Source organism: Flexivirga endophytica, assembly GCF_014640635.1.
In the GTDB taxonomy this organism is placed as follows: Bacteria; Actinomycetota; Actinomycetes; order Actinomycetales; family Dermatophilaceae; genus Flexivirga; species Flexivirga endophytica.
The window spans coordinates 92858-113696 of record NZ_BMHI01000002.1 but is presented as its reverse complement, the minus strand read 5'-3'; the positions used below and the strand labels follow the sequence as shown (position 1 = coordinate 113696).

General features: G+C 69.1%; 15 protein-coding genes. 12 read left to right on the top strand and 3 right to left on the bottom strand.

Going from position 1 to position 20839, the window contains the following annotated elements; translation table 11 throughout:
- Positions 1-32: 32 nt before the first annotated feature.
- Positions 33-731 (bottom strand): TetR/AcrR family transcriptional regulator, encoded by a 699-nt coding sequence (locus IEX71_RS05495; RefSeq protein WP_188835998.1) that lies wholly within the window; start codon positions 729-731, stop codon positions 33-35.
- 152 nt (positions 732-883) lie between these two features.
- Here IEX71_RS05495 and IEX71_RS05490 point away from each other — a divergent pair, with 152 nt between their 5' ends.
- From IEX71_RS05490 to IEX71_RS05470, 5 genes are all read left to right on the top strand, one after another.
- The gene (locus IEX71_RS05490; RefSeq protein WP_188835997.1) at positions 884-2389 is read left to right on the top strand and encodes an MFS transporter; all 1506 of its coding nucleotides are present in this window, start codon (positions 884-886) and stop codon (positions 2387-2389) included.
- Positions 2390-2871: 482 nt separating this feature from the next.
- Entirely contained in the window at positions 2872-3651 is a 780-nt protein-coding gene (locus tag IEX71_RS05485) for an SDR family NAD(P)-dependent oxidoreductase (protein ID WP_188835996.1), read from the top strand.
- Positions 3652-4554 (top strand): DMT family transporter, encoded by a 903-nt coding sequence (locus IEX71_RS05480; protein WP_188835995.1) that lies wholly within the window; start codon positions 3652-3654, stop codon positions 4552-4554.
- An 8-nt stretch (positions 4555-4562) separates the two neighbouring features.
- Entirely contained in the window at positions 4563-5228 is a 666-nt protein-coding gene (locus IEX71_RS05475; protein WP_188835994.1) for a DUF3159 domain-containing protein, read from the top strand.
- A 40-nt stretch (positions 5229-5268) separates the two neighbouring features.
- A complete protein-coding gene (locus IEX71_RS05470; RefSeq protein ID WP_188835993.1) occupies positions 5269-7293 on the top strand; it encodes a bifunctional phosphatase PAP2/O-acyltransferase family protein in 2025 nt (674 codons plus the stop codon).
- On the opposite strand, the gene IEX71_RS05465 is transcribed toward IEX71_RS05470, so the two are convergent.
- Positions 7251-8468: a PucR family transcriptional regulator gene (locus IEX71_RS05465; protein ID WP_188835992.1), complete on the bottom strand. Its 1218-nt coding sequence runs from the start codon at positions 8466-8468 to the stop codon at positions 7251-7253. The two genes, IEX71_RS05470 and IEX71_RS05465, sit on opposite strands and share 43 nt — an antisense overlap.
- 91 nt (positions 8469-8559) lie before the next feature.
- On the opposite strand from IEX71_RS05465, the gene IEX71_RS05460 reads away from it, so the two are divergent.
- Genes IEX71_RS05460 through IEX71_RS05430 form a run of 7 tightly spaced genes read left to right on the top strand, consistent with a single transcriptional unit; the run spans position 8560 to position 19104 of the window.
- Positions 8560-9420, top strand: a complete 861-nt coding sequence (locus IEX71_RS05460) for a squalene/phytoene synthase family protein (RefSeq protein WP_188835991.1) — start codon at positions 8560-8562, stop codon at positions 9418-9420.
- 7 nt (positions 9421-9427) lie between these two features.
- A complete protein-coding gene (hpnD, locus tag IEX71_RS05455; protein WP_188836537.1) occupies positions 9428-10291 on the top strand; it encodes a presqualene diphosphate synthase HpnD in 864 nt (287 codons plus the stop codon).
- Positions 10288-12747: a hydroxysqualene dehydroxylase HpnE gene (gene hpnE, locus IEX71_RS05450; RefSeq protein WP_188835990.1), complete on the top strand. Its 2460-nt coding sequence runs from the start codon at positions 10288-10290 to the stop codon at positions 12745-12747. The genes hpnD and hpnE overlap by 4 nt, the downstream gene beginning before the upstream one ends.
- 60 nt (positions 12748-12807) lie before the next feature.
- Entirely contained in the window at positions 12808-14823 is a 2016-nt protein-coding gene (gene shc, locus IEX71_RS05445; protein ID WP_188835989.1) for a squalene--hopene cyclase, read from the top strand.
- Positions 14820-16286: a 4-hydroxy-3-methylbut-2-enyl diphosphate reductase gene (gene ispH / locus IEX71_RS05440; RefSeq protein ID WP_188835988.1), complete on the top strand. Its 1467-nt coding sequence runs from the start codon at positions 14820-14822 to the stop codon at positions 16284-16286. The genes shc and ispH overlap by 4 nt, the downstream gene beginning before the upstream one ends.
- Positions 16287-16297: 11 nt before the next feature.
- Positions 16298-17293, top strand: a complete 996-nt coding sequence (gene hpnH / locus IEX71_RS05435) for an adenosyl-hopene transferase HpnH (RefSeq protein WP_188835987.1) — start codon at positions 16298-16300, stop codon at positions 17291-17293.
- Positions 17197-19104, top strand: coding sequence for a 1-deoxy-D-xylulose-5-phosphate synthase (locus IEX71_RS05430; protein WP_229749498.1), 1908 nt, complete (start codon positions 17197-17199; stop codon positions 19102-19104). The genes hpnH and IEX71_RS05430 overlap by 97 nt, the downstream gene beginning before the upstream one ends.
- Positions 19105-19257: 153 nt before the next feature.
- On the opposite strand, the gene IEX71_RS05425 is transcribed toward IEX71_RS05430, so the two are convergent.
- Complete coding sequence (locus IEX71_RS05425) at positions 19258-20790, bottom strand: CCA tRNA nucleotidyltransferase (protein WP_268235924.1); 1533 nt, start codon at positions 20788-20790, stop codon at positions 19258-19260.
- Between the last annotated feature and the right edge of the window lie 49 nt (positions 20791-20839).

Below are 20839 nucleotides of genomic sequence, written 5' to 3'. Positions count from 1 at the left end.
TGACGACGCCCGCGAGCGTGCGAGCAGCGGCGTCAGGCGTCTCGCGAGGAGTCGAGCCCAGACGAGTTCGGGGCTCCGAAACGCAGGCCGTCGTAGATGAGGTCGACGACAGCGAGTGAGGTCTCCTGGCCCTCCGGGGTGGACGAGGCCAGACACACGCCACCGAGGGCGCGGGTCAGCTCGGTCGCAGTCGCGTCGGGGCGTACGACGCCCGCGTCGATGGCGGGCTGCAGCACGCGTGCGGCGGACTCACGCATCCGGTTGCGGGCCGACTCGAAAGTCTCCGGGTTGCCCTGCATCATCGAGCGCAGCAGATTGATCAGGCCCATCTTGACCGCGTAGTAGCCGACGAAGCCGCGCATCCACTCGTGCAGCGCCTCGCCCGGCTCGAGTTCCTTGGGCAGGTCGTAGGAGCGCTGCTCCAACCCGGCGACCTGGTCGCCATACACCGCCAGGACCAGATCGCAACGGGTCGGGAAGTGGCGGTAGAGCGTGCCGATGCCGACGCCGGCGCGCTTGGCGATCTCGTCGAGCGGGGTGTCGACGTCCTCGGTGAACGCCGTGGTCGCGACATCGACCAGCTTCTGGCGGTTGCGTGCCGCATCGGCGCGCAGGGGCTTGCCGCACGCGCCCTGCGTCGCCGAATCCGCTGCGTTCGCAGGGGTTTGGGGGTCGCTGGATGCCGAAGTGGGCGTGCGTTTCGTCGCCGTTGCCGAGCCGCTTGTGGCCATGGTTCTCACACCTCACGGAATTTCCGGTTGCGAAACCGGAGGATTCCTCCGTATAGTTCTAAGCGGAGGTCAACTCCGCTTTCTATTCATGGTACGCCTCGCTCTCGCGAAGGACACATCTCGTGACCATTACTACCAAGTCTGGCCCCGCCGTGGGGCCGACACCAATCGACCGACCGGCCGCCCGCGGCGCCGGCCGCACCGGACTCGTGCTCACAGCGGTCCTGGTGACCCAACTGATGCTCGTGCTGGACGCCGCGATCGTGAACATCGCACTGCCCGACATCGGCACCGAACTCCACATGACGTCCACGTCCCTGTCGTGGATCGTCAACGCCTACACCCTTGCGTTCGGCGGCCTGCTACTGCTGGGCGCGCGCGCCGGCGACCTGCTCGGTCGTCGCGCCACCTTCCTGGCCGGTATGACGGTCTTCGTCCTCGCGTCGTTCGCCGGCGGTCTGGCACAGGACGAGGGACTACTGCTCGCCTCGCGCGCGCTCCAGGGTGCCGGTGCCGCCTTCGCCGCACCGTCCGCGCTGGCGATCCTGATGTCCCTCTACAAGCCCGGCGCGGAGCAGACGCGCGCCATCGGCTGGTACACCGTCGTCTCCGCCTCCGGAGCCGCCACCGGGCTGCTGGCCGGCGGCATCCTGACCTCGGTCGCCTCCTGGCGCTGGGTCTTCTTCGTCAACATCCCCATCGGTGTCGCGGTGCTCGCGGCCGGATTCCGCTCGCTGTCCCGCGACAAGGGAGTGCGCGGATCGGTGGACGTCACCGGTGCTCTCCTGGTGACGGTCGGAATGACCTCTGTCGTCTACGGATTCATTCGCGCGGCGTCCGACGGTTGGACCGAGAGCGGCACGCTCGCCGCGTTCGGCGTCGGCCTGGTGCTGCTCGCCGTCTTCATCGGCGTCGAGCTTCGTGCGACATCGCCGGTGATGCCGTTGCGGCTCTTCGCGGACCGCGACCGCGCCACGGCATACATCGCCCGGTTGATGCTGGTCGCCGGCTCGCTCGGCGCGTTCTTCTTCATGAGCCAGTTCATGCAGATCGTGCTGCGCTGGACACCGTGGCAGTCGGGTATGGCGTTCCTGCCGATCCCGGTCGTCATCTTCATCAGCTCGCAGCTCGTCGCGCGAGTGGTGGTCAAGCACTACTCGACCCGCACCATCGCCGCCGTCGGCACACTGCTGTCCGGCATCGGCCTGGTGATGATGTCGACGCTGACCGCCGACAGCACCTACGGCAACCTGCTGCCGTCGCTGCTGGTCTTCGCACTCGGCAACGGCATCGCCTTCGTCCCGCTGACGACCGCCGGGCTCTCCCGGGTCGACAAGTCGGACATCTCGGTGGCCTCCGGCCTGGTCAATGTCACCCAGCAGCTCGGCGGCGCCCTCGGGCTCGCCGTGCTGGTGACGATCTTCGCCACCGCCGGGAAGGACCCCGCCGTCGCACCGGGGGCGAACGATCACGCCATACACACCTTCGTGACCGGCGCCGACCGCGGCTTCCAGGTGGGCGGGCTGATGCTCTTCGTCGCGTTCGCCCTGGTGATGCTCGTCATGCGGCGTACGTCGCCCGGCGCGGGCCAGCGTGATGCCGCCAAGCCGGTGGAGCAGTTGCGCGACACCGAGGAGATCGCGCTCGAGGTCGGCTGACGCCGACACCTGGGCATGCGACGCGGGTCGGGATCGGGGGTCTCGACCCGCGTCGTTCTGTCTGCAGTCCTGTCCCGACCTCACGACCGTCGGCACTTCGGGACAGGTCCGACGCCCAAACACGTCCCGACCTGACGACCGTCGGCACTACGGGACAGGTCCGACGCCCAAACACGTCCCGACCTGACGACCGTCGGCACTACGGGACAGGTCCGACGCCCAAACACGTCCCGACCTGACGACCGTCGGCACTTCGGGACAGGTGGCCGCAGGAAACGCACGCCGGAAACCCGGTATCGCAAAGTCATAGCACTCGAATATGGTTGATGTCGTGGCGGATCGGCGCATTGCCGAGGACACGTGCCACCGGTCCGGGGGACGCGGCGGGGCACGCCGGTGGCGCACGCGCCTGAGCCGCGCATGAGAGCACTACACGAAGCTTTCCGCGCCTTCGTCGCTCCGATACTTCGTGGCGGCTTCGCATGAGACTCCACGGCACCATCGCACTCGTCACCGGCAGCAGCAGCGGGCTCGGTGCCGCGGTCGCGCGCGAGCTCACCGATCACGGTGTCCGCGTCGTCGTCCACGGACGCGACGCCGAGCGCACCCGAGCGGTCGCCGACGACCTCGGCGCGGCATACGTGTTGGGTGACCTGGCCGATCCCGAGCAGCACCAGGGCCTCGTCGACGAGGCAACCACCGCACACGGCCGCCTGGATCTGGTCGTGCACAACGCCGGCATCGGCTGGCAGGGCGGTTTCGACCGGATGCCGCCCGAGCGCATCCCCGAGCTCGTCGCGACCAACCTGACCGCGCCGATCTCGCTCTCCCGAGCAGTCCTGCCGCAACTGCTGGCCCGGGAGCGCGGTCACCTGTGCTTCGTCACCAGCATCGCCGGACGCACCGGCGTCGCCGGCGAGGCCGTGTATGCCGCCACGAAGGCCGCTCTCGACGCGTTCGCCGACTCTCTGCGGCTCGAGGCCGCCGGCACCGGGGTGGAGGTCAGCACCTTCATCCCCGGTGTGGTCGACACGGACTTCTTCCTCCACCGTGGGACGCCATACGCACGGCAGCGGCCACGGCCACGAGACGTGGAGACCGTTGCCCGACAGCTGGTCTCGCTGATCGCGTCCGGTCGACCGGAGCGGTTTGCCGACCCCGCGCTCCGGGTGGCACCGGTCGTGCGGTCGGTGTGGCCGGCGGCATACACGCGGCTGGCCGGGCGTTGGGGTGAGAAGGAGCGTCTAGGAGGAGGCGACTGAATGCTGTGGCTGGTGCTCCTGCTCGCCTGTGCGGCCGCGTTCGCGTTCGCACTGTCTGCGATGCTCGAGCAACGCGCGGCCTCCCAGGCGACGAGCGAGCACTCGCTGGCGACGGTGCACGGCTTCACCGCATTCGTCCGGGCGCTGGTCCGGCGCAAGCTGTGGCTGACCGGATTCGTCATCAACAACGTCGGCTTCCTCGTCCAGGCCGCGGCACTGCACCTCGGCAGCGTCGCCCTCGTGCAGCCGGTGATGGTCAGCCAGGTGCTCTTCGCCCTCCTGCTGACCGGCCTCGGCAGCCGGATGCGACCACGGGCCAAGGACTGGGGCTATGTCCTGTGCATCTGCGCCGGCCTCATCGTGTTGTTGTCGGTCAGCGGCGCTGCGCCGTTGCACGGCACCCCCAACCGCGGCCAGGTCATCTGGGTGCTGATCGCGATGGCGGCCTCGGTGGTGGCCCTGGTCGTCTTCGCGCGCGGGCAGAACGACGCGCGCGCCGCCAGCCTGCTGCTCGCCGTCGCGGCGGGCATGTGCTTCGCCGGCAACGCGGTCCTGACCAAGCTCACCACCGAGGACCTCTTCGGCCCCGGTGTCCTGCACACCGCGCTCGACTGGCCCGGCTACTGCCTCGCGGTCGTCACCGCGTCGGGCCTGCTGATCGAGCAGGCCGCATTCGCCAACGGCTCGCTGCCGTGGGCGGTGGCCGCGATGAGCATCACCAACCCGGTGATCAGCTACCTGGCCGGGATCTTCGGCTTCCACGTCACGGCCCCGCACAGTGCCGGCGCACTGGCCGCGGTATCGGTGACCGCGGTGCTGATCGGCATCGGCATCAGCGGGCTGGCGCACTCGCCACTGACTCGGAGCGAAACGCCGGGTCGCTCACAGGTGGCGGTGTCATAGTGTGATCCATGCCTTCGCGAGCGGCGGCGCAGCAAGGTGCCTGTGCGCTGATCATCGACCGGGAGTTCGTGCGCACCTCCGCGTTACGGGCGGGGCGCATGTTGCTCGAGGCGGTCGTCATACCCGCACTGCTGCTGTATGCCGCCCTGGCCACCGTCGGCCAGTTGTGGGGCCTGATCTCGGTCCTGGTGTGGTCCGGACTGATCGTCGCGGTGCGTCTGCGGACCCAGTCGTCGGTGCCGCGCACCCTGCTCATCGCGGTGCTGATGCTCGTCGGACGGACGACACTCTCGCTGGCGTTGTCCAGCGTCTACATCTACGTGCTGCAACCGATCGCCGGATCGCTGCTGATGGCGCTGATCTTCCTGGGCAGTGCCGCGATCGGGCGGCCCATCACCAAGCATCTGGCCCGCGACTTCATCGTGCTGCCGCAGATGCTGATGCACGACAAGCTGGCGCATCGGATGTTCACCCAGGTGTGCGTGCTGTGGGGTCTGTCCCGATTGATCGACGTCGGGATGAGCATGGGCTTCTTGCAACTCGGCGCCCGCGATGCGCTGCTGTCGCGCGGGGTCTTCAGCACCTCGCTGACCCTGTTCACCGTGGCGATCTGCATCGGCTGGGGCTGGAGCAGACTGCGACGTATGCCGGACTTCACCATCTCTTTCGCATAGGCCCGACGACTACTGGGCGGTCGTCTCTCGGGGGTGCCGGATGAGTGCGACACATCCCCAGGGACCGCGGCTGCACATCCAGCTGCCGTCGGTCCGTTGGCCGGCGGTGCCCCGGACACAGCGACCCCGGATCTCGAGGGAGCTGCTCGGTGGGCTCGCGCTCTTCGCGGTCTACCTGCTGGTCGACGCGCTGAACGTCCCCTCGCGCACCCCCACCGCGAAGGCGAACGCCGAGCGCGTCATACAACTGGAGCAGTGGCTGCATGTCGATGTCGAGGGTTGGCTGAACGGCTGGCTGGCCGGGCGTCCGGGGCTGATGACCGCGGCCAACTACGAATACGCGAGCACCTACATCGTGTCCGCCGGGCTGCTGTTGGTCCTCACCTACGTATGGGCGCCGGCGCTCTACCGGCAGGCGCGCACCTCGTTCGTGGTGCTCAACCTGCTCGCGTTCGCGTGCTTCGCGGTGCTGCCGCTGATGCCGCCGCGGATGATGCCCGGCTTCACCGACACCGTGTCGACCGGCGGGACGGTCGGGTCGTGGGGTTCGCCGATCGTCGCGGGCGCCAACCAGCTCGCCGCGATGCCGTCGCTGCACATGGCCTGGGCGCTGTGGGTCAGCGTCATGCTCGCCCGGACGTCGCGCCGGTTCGCGCTGCAGGTGGCGAGCGCCATACACGTGGCCGTGACGTTGTATGTCGTGCTCGCGACCGCGAACCACTACCTCCTGGATGCCGTCGGTGCGGCCGTCGTCGTGGTGGCTGCGGTGGCGATCACCGAGTGGTGGGATCGGCGGCATCCCGGTGTCGCGCTGCCGACCGCGGATGCGTTCTTCCTCGACGTCGAGACGCCCGGGCACGCCCAGAACGTCGGCGGTCTCGTGCTGTTGGGGTCGCCCGAGCCCACCTGCACCCGGGTGCGCGAGACCATTGCAGCGCAACTCGACGAGCTGCCGCACTTCACCGAGCAGTTGGCGACGGCCGAGGTGCACCGCTGGGTGCCGGCCGGGCCGATCGACTGGTCGCACCACCTGACCGAGTTGTCGCTGCCGGAGGGCTCCGGGCTTGCTGAGCTGGACGACCTCGTCGGTCAGCTCACGGCACAGGACCTGCCGCGCGACCGGCCACTGTGGCGAGCGTGGGTGATCCGGGGCGTCGGTGATCAGGCGGCGTTCTGCATCGTGATGCATCACTGCATGGCCGACGGGATCGGTGCGGTGGCGAAGCTGCTGAACCTGCTGGAGCCGCCCTACGAGCTGCCGATCCCTTCCCGTGACGGGCCGTCGGTTCTGCGGAGGGGCGCCGGCGTCATACAGGGGCTGGCGCAGTTGGCCACCGACGCCAAGCCCGCGGCGCAGCTGCCGACCGGTGGGACACGGCGGGGCTTCGCGACGTTCGAGGTGCCGCTGGATGCCGTCCGCGACGCCGCGCGGGGGCACCGCATGCGGGTCACCGAGTTGCTGCTTGCGGCGACCGGCGTCGCGCTCGCGCGGACCGACCCGGAGCTCGCGCGACAGTGCGCGCACCAATTGCGGGTGTCGGTCCCCGTGATGCTGCGGGCACCCGGCGCCGATGACGGCGGCAATCTCACCGGCGCGGTCATCGTCGACACCCCGGCGCGGGACGTCCCGGTCGACGCGCTGCGGGACGAGGTGCGCGAGCAGGCGGGCGCCATACGGACTCCGACGCGGGCCCTGGCCTCACGGTGGGTGATGGCCTCCGCGCTGCACGCCGCACCGCACGCCGGGCGACGGTGGTTCGCCCGAACGGTTTACGGCCCCAAGTATTTCCAGGCGATCGTGTCCAACATGCCCGGCCCGGACCGGCAGTTCACCCTGGCCGGCGCTCCGGTGAGCAGGGTGCACCCGATCCTGCCGCCGGCTCCCGGCATACCGCTGACGATCGGAGCGTTGAGCTGGAACGGCGCGCTCGGCATCACGGTCGTCACCGACGGCGCCATGCTGGATGCGCGGGCGTTCGCCGGTGCGCTCGGCGACCGGCTGGCGGAGCTACCCGCGTCCGCTCACTCGGGCGGCGCACCCCAGACCAGCGCGAGGAACAACTGAGCGCGCTGCGCCGGATCCTCCAGTGCGTCACCGAAGACTTCACGCAACTGGTCGAGGCGATAGCGCACCGTCTGCGGATGGATGTGCAGCTCCTCGGCGACCGCACGACGGGAGCCGAAGTTGCGCAGCCAACTGGTCAACGTCTCGACGAGTCGTTCACGCGTCGTCTCCGGAAGTCGGTCCAGGGGCGCGAGCACCCGAGACCGCAATGCGGCCAACAATTCCGGGTTGCGGTGCACCAGCAGGGTGTCGATGTGCTCCGGCACGAAGATCATCCGGGCCGGCAACGCTCCGGCGTCCTGCAACCGGCGCGCGCTACGGGCGACCCGCATGCTGCGGCGGACATCGGTGACCGGCACCGGTGGCCCGACGACGGCCGGCACGACGCCGAGGGCGCGCTGCAGGCGCGGCTCGATGCCAGTGACCCAAGGCACCAGCCAACCCATCACGTCTCCCACGTGCACGACCAGCCACTCCGGGTCCAAACGCGGCCGGGATGCCAGCGGTGGGTCGTCCTGGTCGCGCAACAGGACGAAGGCGAGTTGGTCGGGCACCACCCAGCCGGCCTGGTCGGCCGCGAGCAGGATGCCGTTGCGGTCCGGCATGGTCGACATCAACAGACCCGAGAGTTCACCGCGGGCGCGGTGCGACACCAGGCCGCGCTCGGACTGCTCGCGCACATATCCGTCGGTGGTCCGGGCCGAGATGTCGTGCGTGAGCATGAAGAGTGTCTCGGCGAGCCGGGAGAGGCGACGTGTGTCGAGCCCGACGTGCATGGCCTCCCGGGACAGGTGCTCCCAGGCGACCCGCGCTCCTGCCTGGTATGCCGTCAGGATGCCGTTCAGGTCACGGCCCTGCCGGAACTGCGCGCGCCCGACCTGATCGAACATCGCCACCAGCAGCGGATCCAGATCCGGTGCCGTCGCCGGATGAGCCATCGCGTCATCGGTGACGGTGGCGAGCAACCTGGGTACCACCTGATCGGCGGTGTCGGCCAACTCGGTGCCGCGGTCGGCGGCGAATTCCAGGCACGCCGGCCAGAGCACTTCGAGCTCCTGTGCGGCGGCCGCCATGATCTGCGGAAACCGTGCCTCCAGACGCGCCTGGAGGAGACGCAGCTCGGGCGACTGTGGCCCGGGCCCGTCAGCAACGCTCAGCGTGGACCCCATGTTCATCAGGTCTATCACTTGGTGACAAAAGCGCGCTCGTAGAACCACACATTTCGGTGCAGCGCCTGCCGATCGACCCGATGCAAGCTTGAGTCAAATGCTCGACGCACACTCCCTGCCCGGCGTCAGCACGCCGGAGGCGACTCCCAGCGCCGCATCCGAGAACTTCCCGGTTGCGTTGCGATTGCTGCCTGTTCGGCATCGGCGAGTGCTGCTCGCGGTCTATGACGTCGCTCGGCACATCGACCAACTGGGGGACGCCGCACCCGGCGACCGGGTGCGGGCACTGCGGGAGTTTCGGATCGACCTCCAGCGAGTACGGGACCACCTGACACCCCGCAGTCGGGTGTTGATCGAGCTTGCGCCATACGCGAGTGAATTCGACCTGCCGTTGCGGGCGTTCGACGACCTGATCGACGCGAACCTGATGGATCAGGACGTCACCCGCTACGCCGACCTCGACGCCCTCCTCGACTACTGCGCCTTGTCCGCGCACCCGATCGGCCGGCTGGTGCTGGCCGTCTTCGGACAGGCCACCCCCCGACGGATCGCCTGGAGCGACTCGGTCTGCGCGGCGCTGCAGATCCTCGAGCACTGCCAGGACGTGGTGGAGGACCACCGGGCCGGGAGGGTCTATCTCCCGCAGGACCAGTTATATGCCGCCGGACTGACCGACACCACCATGCTGCTGCCGGAAGGCCAGGCCGCGCTGCGCTCGGTGGTGCTGGCCCAAGTCGCCACCTGTCGCGAAATGCTTTCCGCCGGAAGGGAACTCGTCGGCGGGTTACGCGGTTGGGGCAGGGCCGCCGTCGCCGGGTACGTCGCCGGAGGACTCGCCACCGCCGATGCCCTCGAGCGTGCCGGTGGCGACGTGACCGGCGCCCACACCATCCGACCGCGACGAATAGACCTGCTACGTCACGGAATCCGGCTGCTGCTCACTTCGGGGAGGCACTGACGTGACGATGAATCCAGCGCTCGCGGAGGCCGAGCAGATCACCCGCACCGAGGCCCGCAACTTCTACTACGGCATCCGCCTCCTTCCCACGGCCAAGCGCCAGGGCCTCTGTGCGCTCTACGCACTCGCCCGGCGCATCGACGACATCGGCGACGACGAGGCGCCCCTGGAGAAGAAGCGGGCGTCGCTGGCGCTGGTCCGCAAGCAGCTGTCCGACCTCGACGCGGCCACCGACCCGGTGCTGGCCGCGGTCGCCGAGACGGCACGCCGCTTCCCGGTCCCGCTCGAGGCGTTCGACGAGTTGCTCGACGGCGTCGAGATGGACCTGCGCGGCGCCACCTACGAGACCTTCGACGACCTTCGCATCTACTGCCGCTGCGTCGCCGGCTCCGTCGGACGACTGTGTCTGTCCATCTTCGGCAACAACACATCGGGCACCGACCCCCGCGCCCCGCTCTTCGCCGACCAACTCGGAATCGCGTTGCAGCAGACCAACATCCTGCGCGACATCCGCGAGGATCTGCTGCTCGGCCGGGTCTACCTGCCCGGCGGCGAACTCGAGCGCTTCGGCGTTCACCTGCAACTCGACGACTCCGGGGCGTTGCACGATCCCGATGCTCGGCTGGCGGCATACATCAGCTTCGCGGCCGACCGGGCGCAGCGCTGGTACGACCTCGGGCTGCGCCTGCTGCCCCACCTCGATCACCGCAGTGCCGCCTGCTGCGCGGCGATGGCCGGCATCTACCACCACCTGCTGCTGCGCATCCGCGACAACCCGACCGCGGTCTACGAACGCCGAATGTCGTTGCCACCGCACGAAAAGGGCCGCGTCGCGCTGACCGCGCTGGCGAAGGCGGTGTTTCCGGTATGACGCAAGCACGACCGCGGACCGGGTGCGTCGTCGGCGGCGGCCTCTCCGGGATCACCGCGGCTCTGGACCTGGCCGACGCCGGAGTCCAGGTGACTCTGCTGGAGTCCCGCGCACGACTCGGCGGGCTGACGCACTCGTTCCGTCGCGGCGACATGTGGGTGGACGGCGGGCAGCACGCGTTCCTGCGCTGCTGCACGGCATACATCGGCCTGCTGGACCGGCTCGACGTCCGGGATCTCACCTATCTGCAGGACCGCCTCGACGTGCCGATCGCCAGCGAGAAGTCACCGGTCCGAACTCACCTGCGCCGCAACGATCTACCGGCGCCGCTGCATCTGAGCACCGCGCTGCTGCGGCACCGTTGGATGCCGCTGCGACAGCGCCTGCTCGTCGGCCGGATCGCGCTGGCACTCGGTCGGGTGGACCCCGCCGATCCCGAGGTGGACGCGCAATCCTTCGGTAGCTGGCTGCGCAAGCACGGTGCCGACGACCGGTCCATCGAAGTGCTGTGGGAGCTGATCGGCAAGGCGACGCTCAACGCCGACGCGGACCACTGCTCGCTGGCGCTGGCGGCCACGGTCTTCCAGCTGGGCATGCTCGCCGACAAGGGCGCCTCCGATCTCGGCTGGTCGCGAGTTCCGTTGCAGCAGTTGCACGGCGACGCCGCCGTGCGGGCGCTCGCCACCGTCGGCTGCAGGGTCGAGCTACGCAGCAAGGTCCTCGGCATCACGCCGTATGACGAGGGCATCGAGATACGGACACCGACCGACACGCAGCGGTATGACGCCGTCGTCCTGGCGCTGCCGCCGGCCGCCCTCGCTCGGATCATCGATCCGACCACTCTCGGGCTGCCCACCGATCTCGCCACCCGGCTCGGCGTCTCACCGATCCTCAATGTCCACGTCGTGCTGGACCGGCCGGTGCTCGACACCGAGTTCGTTGCGGCCATCGACAGCCCGTTGCAGTGGGTCTTCGACCGCACCGCCGCCGCCGGCCTCCCCGAGGGGCAGCGGCAGTACCTCGCGGTTTCGATCTCCGCCGCGGACGACCTGATCGGCCTGTCCACGGCACAGTTGCGCCAGTGGGCGCTGCCGCACCTGTGCAATCTCCTGCCAGGGATGGCGACGGCGAAGGTCATCGACTTCTTCGTCACCCGGGAGCCCGAGGCGACCTTCCGCGCGGCGCCGGGCAGTGCGCGGCTGCGCCCGGCCGCGGAGACCGCGACGCCGGGCATCGTGCTGGCCGGTGCGTGGACCGACACCGGTTGGCCGGCCACCATGGAAGGCGCTGTGCGCAGCGGGCATTCGGCGGCGGCAGCGGTGCTCGGGCAACGACGTGCTCAGTCTGAGGGGACGGAGGTCGACCGCAGTCAACATGAGGTGGCCGACGAACCAGGAACGAGTTTCTCGAGGCCATCACACCTTTCGAGACGCTCCTTCGTCGCTCCTCAAGGTGCTTCGGAGATCGTCCGAGCCCAGGAACTGACGCACGCTCTCGTCACGCCCGCGCTGCGCAAGGCGGTCGACACCCTGGACGGCAGGGAGCGGCTCGTCGTGGCCTACCACCTCGGTTTCGTTGATGTCCATGGCGATCCGGTCCGCGATGACGGCGGCAAGAAGCTGCGACCGATGCTTGCCCTGCTGGCCGCCCAAGCTGTCGGCGCCGATCCTGCCCAGGCGGTCAGCGGCGCGACGGCACTGGAGTTGCTGCACAACTTCTCCCTGGTGCACGACGACATCATGGATCGTGATCGCACCCGCAGGCACCGGGAGACGGTCTGGTCGGTCTGGGACGACGCGACGGCCATCCTCGCCGGTGACGCGCTGCAGTCGCTCGCCTTCGAGACCGTGCTGGCCGACCCGAGTCCGCACGCGGCCGAGGCGGGCAACCTGCTCGCGGTCACCACGCGAGAGCTGATCCGTGGCCAGGTGCTCGACATGGAATTCGAGCAACGTCAACAGGTTTCATTGTCCGAATGCCGCGCGATGGCTGCCGCGAAGACCGGCGCGCTGCTCGCCTGCAGTCTGGAGCTGCCCGCAGTCCTGACCGGAGCCTCCCGCGAGCAGCGGTCGGCGCTGACCGCATACGGCCGCGGTGTCGGCGTGGCGTTCCAACTGGTCGACGACCTGCTCGGCATCTGGGGCGACCCGGCAGTCACCGGCAAGTCGAACCACTCGGACCTGCGGGCCAAGAAGCACTCGCTGCCCATCACCTGGGCACTCGAGCAAGGTGACTCCGGGCTCGCCGACTGGTTCGCCGACGGCGACACCACTGACGACGAAGTCGCCCGGATCGCAACACAATTGGACCAATTCGGCGCCAGGCAGTGGTGTCGGGACAGTGCTGATGCGGCCATCGACAGAGCCGTCGCAGGACTGCACCGGGCCGGTCTCGACGAGACCGCCGTCGCCGGACTCACCGAGGTGGCGCACTACGTCGCCGGAAGGGACATGTGAGTGGACACCCCACGAAGTTCTCCCCCGCTGCGCTCCTCCGATACTTCGCGGGGACCCCGCATGACGCATCTCTCCACACCAGCCGCGACCGATCCCGCGGCCACCGCGCGGGAGACGCTCGACCGTGCCACCCGACGACTGCTCGACCTGCAGCTGCCCAGTGGCGCCTGGAAGGGTGAGCTGGAGACCAACGTGACCATGGACGCCGAGGACATGATGCTGCGTGTCTTCCTCGGCATCGACACCGCGGAGACCCGCGACCGGACCGCGCGCTGGATCCGCAGCCAGCAGCGTGCCGACGGCACCTGGGCCACCTTCGCCGGCGGACCCGGCGATCTGTCCACCACCGTCGAGGCCTGGATCGCACTACGTATGGCGGGCGACAAGCCCACCGCCGAGCACATGGTCGCCGCACGCGAATTCGTCCTGACGGCAGGCGGTCTGGAGCAGACCCGGGTCTTCACCCGGATCTGGTGTGCACTCTTCGGCTGGTGGGACTGGTCCGAGCTGCCCGCCATGCCGCCGGAGTTGATGTATCTGGGCAAGCACGTCCCGCTGAACATCTACGACTGGGGCTGCTGGGCCCGGCAGACCATCGTCCCGCTCACGGTGGTGTGCACGCTGCGTCCCAAGCGCCGGATGAAGTGGGACCTCGCCGAGCTGCTCACCGGCACCACCCCGAAGAGCCAGCGAGGCGGCGTGCCGGGCGCCTTCAACAAGCTCGACAAGGGATTGCACCTCTACCACCGGCACGCGATCGGACCGGTGCGCCGCAACGCCCTGCGCCGCGCTGCCGAATGGATCATCGCCCGGCAGGAGGCGGACGGCGGCTGGGGCGGCATACAACCGCCGTGGGTCTACTCGATCCTCGCGCTGCACGCGCTCGGTTACCCACTGGACCATCCGGTCCTGCGCGCCGGCATCGATGGACTCGAGGGTTTCGTCATCAGTGAGGACACGGCGGACGGTCCCGTACGCCGCCTGGAGGCCTGCCAATCCCCCGTCTGGGACACCGGTCTGGCGCTCAACGCACTGCTGGACGCCGGTGTCGATCCTCGCGATCCGGCCCTGCGGCGCGCCGCCGACTGGCTGATGGCGGAGCAGATCACCGTCCCCGGCGACTGGACGGAACAGCGGCCGAAGCTGCCACCCGGAGGCTGGGCCTTCGAATACGCCAACGACAACTACCCCGACACCGACGACAGCGCGATCATCGTGATGGGTCTGCGCCGAGTCATCACCACCCACGGTCCGGTCCAGGAGCAGGCCGTCTCCCGCGGAATCGCCTGGACCGCCGGGATGCAGTCCAAGGACGGCGGTTGGGGTGCTTTCGACGCCGACAACACCAGCGGTTGGCCGGCGCAGCTGCCGTTCTGCGACTTCGGCGCCGTGACCGACCCGCCGTCCGCGGACGTCACTGCACACGTGGTCGAAATGCTTGCCGCAGTGGGCCGTTCGCGTGGTGCCCGGTGCCAGCGCGGCGTGCAGTGGCTGTTGGACCACCAGGAGACCGACGGGTCCTGGTTCGGCCGCTGGGGCGCCAACCACGTCTACGGCACCGGCGCCGTCGTGCCGGCTCTGGTCGCGGCCGGCGTCTCGCCGAAGGCCGGATCCATCCGTGCAGCCGTGCGCTGGCTCGAGGCGCACCAGAACCCCGACGGCGGCTGGGGTGAGGATCTGCGTTCGTATGACGACCCGGCCTGGATCGGCCGTGGCGACTCGACACCGTCCCAGACCGCCTGGGCGTTGATGGCACTCGTTGCGGCCGGCGAACTCGGCACTTCCCTAACCCGTGGCGTCGACTACCTCGCCAACACCCAACAATCCGAGGGTGGTTGGGCCGAAGACCGATTCACCGGCACCGGGTTCCCGGGCGACTTCTACATCGCCTACCACCTCTACCGACTGATCTTCCCGGTCTGGGCGCTCGGTCGCGCAGTCCAGGCGCTGCACGGTGGCGACCGCGGAGACCCCACCCCACGAAGTTCTCGCCCGCTGCGCTCCTCCGATACTTCGCGGGGACCCCGGGTCCTTCTTGAGGTCTCGGAAGTGGCCACGAGAGAGTCGGACCAATGAGCGCCCAGGTCCTGACACCACTGCGCATCGAGCGCCTCGCCCTCGAGCGCGGAATGCGCACAGCGCCATACGTTTCCGGGCGCGGCCCGGACGGACATCCACGACGCACCGACGTGCCCACGGTGATCGCCGGCGTCGCCGGTGCCCTGGCGGCGCACGTCCGGCCCGGTGATCTGGTCGTCGCCGACCGGTTGCGCACCGGGGACGACGAGGTCGCCCTACCGTCGGCATCCCTGCTCGCCGGTGCGTTGCGTCGTGCCGGCCTGACGGTGCACGTCGGCACGATCGACAGCACCGACCGGGTCGTGACAGGCCCTCACCGCATGTCACTCGCCGCACGCGGTGGCCTCGCCGTCGACACCGAGTCCGGTTATTTGGCAACACAATTGGATCCCGAGCAACTTGCTGTCGTGCGTGCCGTCGTCGACACCGCGGACGACCCACTCGTGCATCCGGGCACGCTGCGCCGCGGCGTTGCGGCGCTGCGGTCATTGCGTCGTGCCGCACCGATGCTGCAGGAGTGGCTGGATGCGTGTGACCGCCGCACGATCCTGCGCGCCGAGCCGCAGTCCTTCTGCGCCGGTGTCGAGCGGGCCATCGAGATCGTCGAACGTGCGCTCGCCATACATGGTTCGCCCGTCTACGTACGCCGACAGATCGTACACAACACGCACGTCGTCGCCGATCTGGAGCGCCACGGCGCGGTCTTCGTGCAGGAGTTGGACGAGGTGCCGGAGGAGGCCACCGCGGTGCTCGCCGCACACGGTGTCGCGCCCTCGGTGCGCGCACAGGCCGCCGAACGCCGATTGAACGTCATCGACGCGACCTGTCCGCTCGTCGCCAAGGTGCACAGCGAAGTGCATCGCTTCACCAATGCCGGCCGCACGGTCTTCCTCATCGGCCACGCGGAGCACGAGGAGGTCGTCGGCACCCGTGGTGAAGCACCCGACAACGTCGTCGTGATCGAGACCATCGACGACGCGCACACGGTGGAAGTGCCTGACCCGACACATGTTTCGTACGTCATGCAGACCACGCTGTCGGTCGAGGAGGCCGACGAGATCGCCGGTGTCCTACGCACCCGGTTCCCGGCGCTGCAGGCACCCCGGCGGGACGACATCTGCTACGCCACCAGCAACCGGCAGCAGGCGATCCGGGAGGTCGCGGCCGCGAGCGACCTGGTCCTGGTGGTCGGCTCGGCCAACTCCTCCAACTCGATGCGACTGGTCGAGGTCGCCGAAGCCAACGGCGCCGAGGCGCACCTGGTGGAGGACGCTTCCGACATACACCTGCAGTGGCTGCGGGGTGCGCACACCATCGGCGTCAGTGCCGGGGCGTCCGCACCGGCGGCGCTCGTCGAAGAGCTCATCGCCGCCCTCGCTGCACTCGGCGAGCTCGACGTCACCCGACGCGGAGGCGTCACCGAGACCATGCATTTCTCCCTGCCACGAGAGGTTGTCTGACCATGCCGCACATGCCATTTCGCCAATCCGTTCGCCTCGGGCAATACCTCATGAAGCAGAAGCTCGCGGGACGCGAGAAGTATCCGCTGCTGGTCGAGCTCGAGCCGCTCTTCGCCTGCAACCTCAAGTGCGTCGGCTGCGGCAAGATCCAGGAGCCGGCCGCGATGCTCAAGCAGCGCATGCCGGTCGAGCAGGCCGTCGCAGCGATCGAGGAGTGCGGCGCGCCGATGGTCTCGATCGCGGGTGGCGAGCCGCTCATGCACCCGCAGATCCACGAGATCGTCCAGGAACTGCTGGACCGCAAGAAGATCGTCTTCATGTGCACCAACGCCCTGCTCATGGCTCGGCACATCGACAAGTTCACACCGCACCGCGACTTCGCCTGGATGGTGCACGTCGACGGCATGAAGGAGCGGCACGACGCGTCGGTCAGCCACGAGGGCGGCTTCGAGAAGGCGATCGAGGCGATCAAGCTGGCGCAGTCGCGAGGTTTCCGGGTGATGACCAACACCACTGTGTTCAACAGTGATTCGCCACAGGACGTCATCGACGTGCTCAACTACCTCAACGACGAGGTCAAGGTCGACAACATGCAGATCGCGCCGGGCTACGCCTACTGGAAGGCCCCCGACCAGGAGGGGTTCCTGGGTGTCGAGGAGACTCGTGAACTCTTCTCCAAAGCGTTCGGCGAGGGTCGCCGCAAGAAGTGGCGGCTCAACCACTCACCGCTGTTCCTCGACTTCCTCGAGGGCAAGGTCGACTACGAGTGCACGCCATGGGCGATCCCGTCATACAGCCTCAAGGGCTGGCAGCGACCCTGCTACCTGCTCGATGACGGCTACGTGTCGACCTACCAGGAGCTGATCGAGGACACCGACTGGGAGGCGTTCGGACGCGGCAAGGACGAGCGGTGCGCGAACTGTATGGCGCACTGCGGCTACGAACCCACCGCGGTGATCGCCACCACCAGCTCGCTGCGCGAGACCATCCGGGCGGCGGTGGCGTGATGACCGCGCCGGGCCTGCTGGAGCACATCACCTCCCCCGGTGACCTCAAGGTGCTGCCGGACTCGGCACTGCCTGAGCTTGCCGCGCAGATCCGGCGACGCCTGATCGACGTCGTGAGCCGCACCGGCGGACACCTCGGACCCAACCTCGGGGTGGTCGAACTCACCATCGCGCTGCACCGAACCTTCGACGCGCCACACGACGCGATCATCTGGGACACCGGCCACCAGAGCTACGTGCACAAGATGCTCACCGGTCGCGACGGCCGACTCGGCCAATTGCGCACTGCTGGAGGGCTTTCCGGCTACCCGTGTCGCACAGAGAGCGACTACGACATCGTCGAGAACTCCCACGCCTCAACGGCTCTGTCGTATGCCGACGGGCTGTCCCGCGGGTTCCAGCTGACCGGACGTGGCCGACGGGTGGTCGCCGTCGTCGGCGACGGCGCGCTCACCGGTGGTATGGCGTGGGAGGCGCTCAACAACCTCGGCGCGAGCGACCGGCCGGTGGTGATCGTGCTCAACGACAACGGCCGGTCCTACGACCCCACGGTCGGCGCGCTGTCCAGGCACCTGCGGCAGCTGCGCGAGGGAGCCGCCTGCTCGAATGTGCTGGTATCACTGGGGTTCGGCTACATCGGTCCGATCGACGGTCACGACTTCAAGGCGCTGCACCGGGCGTTCGGCCGAGCCCGCGACCAGGACGGCCCCGTCGTGGTGCACGTCGTTACCCGCAAGGGCAAGGGCTATCCCCCTGCGGAGCAGGACGAGGCCGACCGGATGCACAGTGTCAGCCCGGCACGCACTCCCACGGCCGTCGTTCCCGGGGACCGCAAACCGGCTCGATCCGAAGCCTGGACAAAGGTTTTCGGGGGTGAGTTGGCCGCCGTCGGCGAGGAACGCTCCGACATCGTCGCGGTCACCGCGGCGATGCGACTGCCGACCGGTCTCGGCCCCTTCGGTGAGCGCTTCCCGCACCGGATCATCGATGTGGGCATCGCCGAGCAGCATGCAGTCACCTGCGCGGCGGGCCTGGCGACGTCCGGCCTGCACCCGGTGGTCGCGATCTACTCGACCTTCCTCGGGCGAGCATTCGACCAGGTGCTGATGGATGTCGGATTGCACCGTCTGCCAGTCACTTTCGTGCTCGACCGGTCCGGCGTCACCGGCCCGGACGGCCCGTCGCACCACGGCATCTGGGACGTCTCGCTACTGCGCGGCGTGCCCGGGATCCGGATCGCCGCGCCGCGTGACGCCATCCGGCTCCGGGAGCTGCTGCGCGAAGCGCTGGCCCACGAGGATGGCCCGACGGTGCTGCGCTATCCCAAGGGCGACGCACCGCTGCCGGTCGGCGTGCACACCCGGGTCGGCCCCGTCGACCTGCTCACGGCGCACCGCCCGGACGCCCAGGTGCTGCTGGTCAGCAGCGGCGCACTGGCCACCGTCGCCGTAGAGAGCGCCGACCGACTGGCCTCGATGGGAGTCTCCGTCACCGTTGCCGACCCTCGCTGGATCCACCCCGTCGCACCTGAGTTGATGAGTCTGGTCGCCGACCACCGGGTGGTGATCACGTTGGAGGACAACGCCATCGGCGGCGGGCTGGGCGCCGCACTCTCCATGGCGGCACACCTCGAGGGGCTGTCGAGCCGCGTCATACCGCTGGGGTTGCCGGTGGAGTTCGTGCCGGTCGGCGAACGGGCGACGCTGCTGTCCGACTACGGCCTGGACGCCGACCACGTGGTCGACACCGTGCTGGCCGCACGCTGGCGCCGCGGGTCGAAGCACGCCGCCCCCACCCTCGTCGGCAGCTGAGCCCTACCCGCCGTTCTTGCCGAGAGGACAGCGGATTGCCGAGAGGACACCCAAAATGGCCCAAAACGCGCCCTAGAACGGGCACATCGCCTGTCCTCTCGATCGGTGCCTGTCCTCTCGGCCAAAGGGCGAAAAAGGGGGTCGGTCGGACGGTCAGCTGCCGTCCGGCTGGTCGGCCCACCAGCGCAGCAACTCCGCGCGGGCGGCGTCCTCACCGACCGGGCCGTTGTCGAGCCGGAATGCCAGCAGGTGCTTATAGGCCTCGCCCAGCACCGGGCCGGGCTTGATGCCGAGGGTCTCGGCGATCTGATTGCCGTTCAACTCCGGACGCACCGCGTCCAGCTCCTCCTGCTCGCGCAGCGCCGCGATGCGTATCTCGAGGCTGTCGTATGCCGCCGAGAGCGCCGCCGCCTTCCGGCGATTGCGGGTGGTGCAGTCGGACCGGGTGAGCAGGTGCAGCCGGGACAACAACGGCCCGGCATCGGTGATGTAACGGCGCACCGCGGAGTCGGTCCACGGAGAGTCGACATCGCCCGCACCACCACGAGAGGGCACACCCGGCCCGCCATACCCGTGGAAGCGCAGGTGCAGCTCGGTCAACCGGGCCACCTGCTTGATGGTGTCCTTGTCGAAGCGCAGCGCCCGCAGCCGCTTGCGCACCAGCTTCGCGCCGACCATCTCGTGATGATGGAACGAGACACCGCCGCCGCCCTCGAAACGTCGGGTCGCCGGCTTGCCGATGTCGTGCAGCAGCGCCGCCAGCCGCAGCACCAGGTCGGGCCCGGGCACCAGCTCCGGCTGCTCCAGCCCCGGGACGACCCGGTCGTTCTCCAGTGCCATCGCCTGCTCGAGCACGGTCAGCGAGTGCTCGTAGACGTCCTTGTGCCGGTGGTGCTCGTCGACCTCCAGCCGCAGGGCCGGCAGCTCGGGCAGCACGTGGTCGGCGATGCCGGTGTCGACCAGCAGGGTCAGCCCGGCCCGCGGGTCGGGCGCCAGCATCAGCTTGACCAACTCGTCGTGCACCCGCTCGGCGGAGATCATCTCGATCGACCCGGCCAGCTCGGTCATCGCGGCCTGCACGCGTGGGTCGACGGTGAAGCCCAGCTGCGCCGCGAAGCGCGCCGCCCGCATCATCCGCAGCGGGTCGTCGCCGAACGACACCTCCGGCGCGGACGGCGTCATCATCGTGCGCCCGGCGAGCGCGGCCATGCCGGCATACGGATCGACGAACTCCAGGTCGGGCAGCCGCAGTGCCATAGCGTTGACGGTGAAGTCGCGCCGCACCAGGTCGTCGGTCAACGAGTCGCCGAAGCTGACCACCGGCTTGCGGGTCCGCCGGTCATAGGCGTCCGCCCGGTATGTCGTCACCTCGACGATCGTGTCGCCACTGCGAGCGCCGATCGTGCCGAAGTCGCGGCCGATGTCCCAGGTGGTGTCGGCCCAGGGCTTCAGCAGCGCCTCGATCTGCTCCGGGCGCGCGGACGTCGTCAGGTCCAGGTCGGACGAGGCCCGGCCGAGGAACGCGTCGCGCACCGGACCGCCGACCAGCGCGAGCTCGTGGCCTGCGCCGGCGAAGAGCGATCCGAGCTCCTGCAGCATCGGCAGGACCGGCGCCAACTGCGCGACCGCGCGCCGCTGCAGCGCACCGTTGGTCGAGGATTCATCGGGTCGTGGGGGCGTCGGCACCACCACAGGGTAGGTGAGGGGAATGCCTCGATCCGCTGGGAGTCGCGAC

Excerpts from the sequence above, each read along its gene's own strand:
- IEX71_RS05495 (WP_188835998.1), bottom strand. The coding sequence starts at position 731 with ATGGCCACAAGCGGCTCGGCAACGGCGACGAAACGCACGCCCACTTCG.
- IEX71_RS05485 (WP_188835996.1), top strand. The coding sequence starts at position 2,872 with ATGAGACTCCACGGCACCATCGCACTCGTCACCGGCAGCAGCAGCGGG.
- IEX71_RS05480 (WP_188835995.1), top strand. The coding sequence starts at position 3,652 with ATGCTGTGGCTGGTGCTCCTGCTCGCCTGTGCGGCCGCGTTCGCGTTC.
- IEX71_RS05475 (WP_188835994.1), top strand. The coding sequence starts at position 4,563 with ATGCCTTCGCGAGCGGCGGCGCAGCAAGGTGCCTGTGCGCTGATCATC.
- IEX71_RS05470 (WP_188835993.1), top strand. The coding sequence starts at position 5,269 with ATGAGTGCGACACATCCCCAGGGACCGCGGCTGCACATCCAGCTGCCG.
- IEX71_RS05465 (WP_188835992.1), bottom strand. The coding sequence starts at position 8,468 with ATGAACATGGGGTCCACGCTGAGCGTTGCTGACGGGCCCGGGCCACAG.
- IEX71_RS05460 (WP_188835991.1), top strand. The coding sequence starts at position 8,560 with ATGCTCGACGCACACTCCCTGCCCGGCGTCAGCACGCCGGAGGCGACT.
- hpnD (WP_188836537.1), top strand. The coding sequence starts at position 9,428 with ATGAATCCAGCGCTCGCGGAGGCCGAGCAGATCACCCGCACCGAGGCC.
- hpnE (WP_188835990.1), top strand. The coding sequence starts at position 10,288 with ATGACGCAAGCACGACCGCGGACCGGGTGCGTCGTCGGCGGCGGCCTC.
- shc (WP_188835989.1), top strand. The coding sequence starts at position 12,808 with ATGACGCATCTCTCCACACCAGCCGCGACCGATCCCGCGGCCACCGCG.
- ispH (WP_188835988.1), top strand. The coding sequence starts at position 14,820 with ATGAGCGCCCAGGTCCTGACACCACTGCGCATCGAGCGCCTCGCCCTC.
- hpnH (WP_188835987.1), top strand. The coding sequence starts at position 16,298 with ATGCCATTTCGCCAATCCGTTCGCCTCGGGCAATACCTCATGAAGCAG.